The 6,638-nt window shown below is 73.2% G+C and carries 2 protein-coding genes; both read left to right on the forward strand.

Translation table 11 applies throughout. The features are described 5' to 3' along the window. The first annotated feature begins 42 nt into the window (after positions 1-42). Positions 43-2,886, forward strand: a complete 2,844-nt coding sequence (gene topA / locus ACZ4XX_RS03260) for a type I DNA topoisomerase (protein WP_468506282.1) — start codon at positions 43-45, stop codon at positions 2,884-2,886. Between the two features lie 146 nt (positions 2,887-3,032). Further along, positions 3,033-6,500: a dTMP kinase gene (gene tmk, locus ACZ4XX_RS03265; RefSeq protein ID WP_468506283.1), complete on the forward strand. Its 3,468-nt coding sequence runs from the start codon at positions 3,033-3,035 to the stop codon at positions 6,498-6,500. Positions 6,501-6,638: the final 138 nt, after the last annotated feature.

Below are 6,638 nucleotides of genomic sequence, written 5' to 3' on the forward strand. Positions count from 1 at the left end.
CCGTACGTGCCAGAGAGTGTCGATCCGGAGAGAAGAGCGAAGTTGTCCCCGACCAGCGAAGCCGCACACGGCGGCCGCCGACTCGTCATCGTCGAGTCGCCTGCCAAGGCGAAGACGATCAAGGGCTACCTCGGCCCCGGCTACGTCGTCGAGGCGAGCGTCGGGCACATCCGAGACCTTCCCAGCGGCGCCGCAGAGGTGCCCGAGAAGTACACCGGTGAGGTCCGCCGCCTCGGCGTCGACGTCGAGCACGACTTCCAGCCCATCTATGTCGTCAATGCCGACAAGAAGGCGCAGGTCAGGAAACTCAAGGAGCTCCTCGCCGAATCCGACGAGCTCTTCCTCGCCACCGATGAGGACCGCGAGGGCGAGGCCATCGCGTGGCACCTCCAGGAAGTCCTGAAGCCCAAGGTCCCGGTCCACCGGATGGTCTTCCACGAGATCACCAAGGACGCGATCCGCGAGGCCGTCGCCAACCCGCGCGAGCTGAACCAGCGCATGGTCGACGCCCAGGAGACCCGCCGCATCCTCGACCGCCTCTACGGCTACGAGGTCTCGCCGGTCCTCTGGAAGAAGGTCATGCCAAAGCTGTCGGCCGGCCGCGTCCAGTCGGTGGCCACCCGCCTCGTCGTCGAGCGGGAGCGCGAGCGCATCGCCTTCCGTTCCGCCGAGTACTGGGACCTCACCGGCACCTTCGCCACCGGCCGCACCGGTGACGCCTCCGACCCGTCGCAGCTGGTCGCGCGCCTCGCGGCGGTCGACGGCAAGCGGGTCGCGCAGGGCCGTGACTTCGGCGCCGACGGCCGGCTGAAGAGCGACAGCGTCCTCCACCTGGACGAGACGAACGCCCGCGCCCTGGCCGCGGCGCTCGCCGACACCGCGTTCGCGGTGCGCTCGGTCGAGTCGAAGCCGTACCGCCGCTCCCCGTACGCCCCCTTCCGCACCACCACCCTCCAGCAGGAGGCGAGCCGCAAGCTGGGCTTCGGTGCGAAGGCGACCATGCAGGTGGCGCAGAAGCTGTACGAGAACGGCTTCATCACCTACATGCGTACGGACTCCACGATCCTCTCCGACACCGCCGTCTCGGCGGCGCGGGCGCAGGTCACGCAGCTGTACGGCGCCGACTACCTGCCGGAGAAGCCGCGCGTCTACGCGGGCAAGGTCAAGAACGCGCAGGAGGCGCACGAGGCGATCCGTCCTTCGGGTGATCGTTTCCGCACCCCGGCGGAGACCGGTCTGACCGGCGACCAGTTCCGGCTGTACGAGCTCATCTGGAAGCGGACCGTCGCCTCCCAGATGAAGGACGCCACCGGAAACTCGGTCACCGTGAAGATCGGCGGCCGGGCCGCCGACGGCCGTGACGCCGAGTTCAGCGCGTCCGGCAAGACGATCACCTTCCACGGCTTCATGAAGGCGTACGTCGAAGGCGCCGACGACCCGAACGCGGAGCTCGACGACCGCGAGCGGCGCCTGCCGCAGGTCGCCGAGGGCGACGCGCTGACCGCCGACGAGATCACGGTGGACGGCCACGCGACCAAGCCGCCGGCCCGCTACACCGAGGCCTCGCTGGTCAAGGAGCTGGAAGAGCGCGAGATCGGCCGCCCCTCGACGTACGCGTCGATCATCGGCACGATCCTCGACCGCGGCTACGTCTTCAAGAAGGGCACGGCCCTCGTGCCGTCCTTCCTGAGCTTCGCCGTCGTCAACCTCCTGGAGACGCACTTCGGGCGGCTCGTCGACTACGACTTCACCGCCCGGATGGAGGACGACCTCGACCGCATCGCCCGCGGCGAGGCCAAGTCCGTGCCGTGGCTGAAGCGTTTCTACTTCGGTGAGACCGAGGGCGGTACGGCCGCCTCCGGCGGTGCCGCGGACGCCGGCAACGGCGACGGGGACCACCTCGGCGGCCTCAAGGAACTCGTCACCGACCTCGGTGCGATCGACGCCCGCGAGATCTCCTCCTTCCCCGTCGGCAACGACATCGTGCTCCGCGTCGGCCGCTACGGCCCGTACGTCGAGCGCGGCGAGAAGGAGGCCGAGGGCCACCAGCGCGCCGACGTCCCCGAGGAGCTCGCACCCGACGAGCTGACCGTCGAGCTCGCCGAGGAGCTGCTCGCCAAGCCGAGCGGCGACTTCGAGCTGGGCGCCGACCCGGTCAGCGGCAACCAGATCGTCGCGAAGGACGGCCGCTACGGCCCGTACGTCACGGAGATCCTGCCCGAGGGCACCCCGAAGACCGGCAAGAACGCGGTGAAGCCGCGCACGGCCTCCCTCTTCAAGTCGATGTCCGTCGACACCGTCACCCTGGAGGAAGCGCTCCGGCTGATGTCCCTGCCCAGGGTCGTCGGCGCGGACGCCGAGGGCGTCGAGATCACCGCGCAGAACGGCCGCTACGGCCCGTACCTGAAGAAGGGCACGGACTCGCGTTCGCTCACCGAGGAGGAGCAGCTCTTCACGATCACCCTCGAAGAGGCCCTCGCGATCTACGCCCAGCCGAAGCAGCGGGGCCGCGCCGCGGCCAAGCCGCCGCTGAAGGAGCTGGGCACCGACCCGGTCAGCGAGAAGCCCGTGGTCGTCAAGGACGGCCGCTTCGGCCCGTACGTGACGGACGGCGAGACCAACGCCACCCTGCGGACCGGCGACAGCGTGGAGGACATCACGCCGGAGCGCGGCTACGAGCTGCTCGCCGAGAAGCGCGCCAAGGGACCGGCGAAGAAGACCGCCAAGAAGGCCCCGGCCAAGAAGGCGACCACCGCGAAGAAGAGCGCCACGAAGACCGCGGCGAAGAAGACGACGACGGCCGCGAAGAAGACGGCCGCGAAGAAGACGACGACGGCCAAGAAGACGACCGCCGCGAAGAAGACGGCGGCGGCGAAGCCGGAGTAGTCGACCCTGGAACGAACTGTTCCGGCGGGGGTGGAGGCAGCTGCCTCCACCCCCGTTCGTCGTTCTCCTGTTCGTCCTGTCACAGGCTCGTCCGGATGTTCGGGCGGAGGCCACGGGGAGCAAGGCCGTCCGGATAGGGTGGACGGATGACGCGAGCAGAGCAGCCAGACCGCCTCGGCGATTCCGACGCCGCACTCGTCGCGGATTCCAGGGAGCGTGCCGTACGCGCCCTGTTGCGCCATCAGCCGTTGCGCAGGTTGTGGAGCGCCCACTTCGTCGGCAGCACCGGCGACGCACTCGCCCTGCTCGTGCTCGTCCTCCTGGGCCTCCAGGCCGCGGTGACCGAGGGAGCGCTCGGCGGGGGAGAACGGGGCGCCGCGTTCGCCGTGGCCGCCGTCGTCGGCGCCCGGCTGCTCGCCTCGGTCCTCTTCGGGGCCGTCCTGCTCGGACCGCTGACCGCGCTCACCGGACCCGGCGGAGTGCTCGACCGGCGCTGGACCATGATCGGCGCCGACGGCGTCCGGATCGCGCTGCTCGTCATCGCACCGCTGTGGATCGACTGGACCCCCGGCAACGCCCTCTGGTACCTGCTCGGCACCGTCTTCGTCGCCGGCGCGGCCGAGCGGCTCTGGACGATCAGCCGCGAGGGCGCCGCGCCCGCGCTGCTGCCCGCCCCGCCGATCGAGGGCGGCGCCGTACGGCCCCTGCCCGACCACCTCGGCGCGCTGCGCCGGCTCTCCCAGCGCACCGGCTTCCTCGCCGTCCCCGTCGCTGCCGCCGTCCTGCTCGTCGCCACCCTCGTCGGCAACCTGCTCGGCGCCGGAATCGACTGGTTCTCGCTGCACCAGGCCGCCCTCGGCTCGTACGTGGCCGCCGGCCTGTTCGCCGCATCCGTCACCGTCCTGTACGCCATGGCGCTGCCCGGCGGGGACACCCCCCGCCCCCGCTCGCCCCTGGAGGGGCTGCGCCGGCCCACCGAGAAGGGCGCCGAGGGCAGCGTCGAGAAGGGCCGTACCGGAGCCCTCGCGCTGCTCGTCCTGACCTGCGCCACCGTCGCCGGAGCCATCGCCGCGGCCGCGTCCGTCGCCGTACTCCACGCCTACGACCTGGGCGGCGGGCCCGTCACGTACGCCCTGCTCGTCCTCGGGCTCAGCGGCGGCACCGCCGTCGGCATCCGCACCGCCCGCTCGGTCCTGCCCGTCCTGTCCCGCCGCCGGCTGCTCGCGCTCGTGACCGCCGTCACCGGGGTCGCGCTGATCGCGATGGGCCTGGTGCCGGACACGGCGACCGTGCTGCTCCTCTCCGTCCTCGCCGGATACGCCGCCGGAGTCGCCGCGAACACCGGGCACACCCTCGTCGACCAGGAGACCGAGGAGCCCCGCAGGGCCCGCACCACCGAGCACCTCCAGGCCACCGCCCGCGTCGGCATGGCGGCCGGCGCGCTCGCCGCGCCGCTGCTCGCCGCCGCGATCGGACCGCACCGGCTCGCCTCCGACTCCGGGAGCTTCGTCTTCGCGCACGGCGGCGCCGCCTTCACGCTCGCCCTCATCGGCGCCCTGCTGCTGCCGGTCGCCGCGCTCGTCCTCGCGAAGGCCGACGACCGGGCGGGCGTCCCGCTCCGCCGCGACCTGCGCGACGCGCTGCGCGGCTCGGACCCGGTGCAGGCGCCCTCCCCGACCGGCTTCTTCATCGCCCTGGAGGGCGGCGACGGCGCCGGCAAGTCCACCCAGGTCCAGGCGCTCGCCGAGTGGATCCGGGCCAAGGGCCACGAGGTCGTCGTCACCCGCGAGCCCGGCGCCACCCCCATCGGCAAGCGCCTCCGCTCGATCCTCCTCGACGTGTCGTCGGCGGGGCTCTCGAACCGCGCCGAAGCCCTGCTGTACGCCGCCGACCGCGCCGAGCACGTCGACTCCCTGGTCCGGCCGGCCCTGGAGCGGGGCGCGATCGTCCTCTCCGACCGGTACATCGACTCGTCCGTCGCCTACCAGGGCGCGGGCCGTGACCTCTCCCCGACCGAGATCGCCCGTATCTCGCGCTGGGCGACCGACGGACTCGTCCCGCACCTGACCGTGGTCCTCGACGTCTCTCCGGAGACCGCGAGGGAACGGTTCACCGAGGCGCCCGACCGCCTGGAGTCCGAGCCGCCGGAGTTCCACGCGCGCGTGCGGGCCGGTTTCCTCGCCCTCGCGGCCGCCGACCCCAGCCGCTACCTCGTCGTCGACGCCGGGCAGGAGCCCGAGGCCGTCACCACCGTCGTACGCCACCGGCTCGACCGGATGCTGCCGCTCTCCGAGGCCGAGGTGAAGGCCGTCGAGGAGGCCCGCCGGAAGGCCGAGGAGGAGGCGCGCCGCCGCGCCGAGGAGGAAGCCGCCCGCAAGGCCGAGGAGGAGCGACTGGAGCGCGAGCGCCAGGAGCAGCTCGCCAAGCTCCGCGCCGAGGAGGAGGAGCGCAAGCGGCGCGAGGAGGAAGAGGCGCGCCGCCTGGAGGCCGAGCGCCAGGCTGAGGAGGCGCGGCGCAAGGCCGAGGAGGCCCGCATCGCCGCCGAGGAGGAGCGCAGGCGCCTCGCGGCCGAGGAGAAGGCCCGCAAGGAGGAAGAGGAGCGGCTCCGCAAGGAGGCCGAGGAGGAGGCCCGGCTGCGGGCCGAGGCTGAGGAACGCCGCCTGGAGAAGCAGCGCAAGGCGGAGGAGGCCCTGCTCCGCGCCGAGGAGGCCCGCCGGATGGCCGAGGCAGCGGCTGCCGCGAAGGCGGCGGAGGAGGCCGCGGCGAAGGCGGCCGCCGAGAAGATCGCGGCCGAGGCGGCCGCCAAGGCCGCCGCGGAGCGTGCGGCGGCCGAGCGGGCCGCCGCGGAAGCCGCCGCAGCCCTCCGTGCCGAGGCGGCCAAGGCAACGGCCGAGCGGGCCGCCGCGGAGCGGAAGGCGGCGGCGGAGGCCGAGGCCGCCGCCGATGCGAAGGTCGCGCGGGAGAAGGCCGAGGCGGAGGCGAACGCCGCCGCGGAGCGGGCCGCGCGTGCCGCCGAGGCCGCGGCCGTGGAGCTCTCGGCCAACGAGGTCACCCAGCCGACCCCGATCGTGAAGCCGGATCCGCGGATCGCGAAGCCGGACACGACGAGGGCCGGGACGTCGGGCGCAGCGAAGGCCGGGACGTCGGGCGGGGCGCGGGACCGGAAGCCGGCGGCCGCCGAACCGGACGCGCCGACCGTCTCGCCCGAAGAGATCACCGTCGCCACGCCGATCGTGAGGATCACGAAGCCGGAGGCGGAGACGAGCGTCCTGCCCCGGATCGGCGAGGAGCGCGCGGCCGACGAGACCGCTGTTCTGCCTCCCGTGCGGGACGCCGAGTCGACCGCCGTGCTGCCCTCCGTCCGGGACACCCCGGCGTCCGACCCGGTCGACCGGGTTCCGCAGGGCATCTTCCGGGACGCCGGGCCCGCCCGGAAGCAGCCGCAGGGGGCGAACGACCGGACCCGCGAGCTGCCCCAGCTCGACGAGAACGGCCGGCCCCGCCGCCGCTCCGACTGGGCGGAGGAGACCCCGCTCGACGATCTGCCGACGCTCGCGGACGAGTTGTTCGGCCCGCACGACGACGAGGACGAGGGCCCGCGGCGCCGCCGCTGACCCCCGCTCCCCCGGTGGGGGGGGGGGGGGGGGGCCCCCCCCCCCCCCAGAACAAAACCCCCCCACCCCCCCCGCCCGTTTTTTTCGTTTTGTTTGTTTTGGGAAGCGAAAAGGGAAGGAGAAAAAGGCGACCCCCCC

The sequence above is a fragment of the Streptomyces sp. NPDC029956 genome (assembly GCF_055574655.1).

Excerpts from the sequence above, each read along its gene's own strand:
- tmk (WP_468506283.1), top strand. The coding sequence starts at position 3,033 with ATGACGCGAGCAGAGCAGCCAGACCGCCTCGGCGATTCCGACGCCGCA.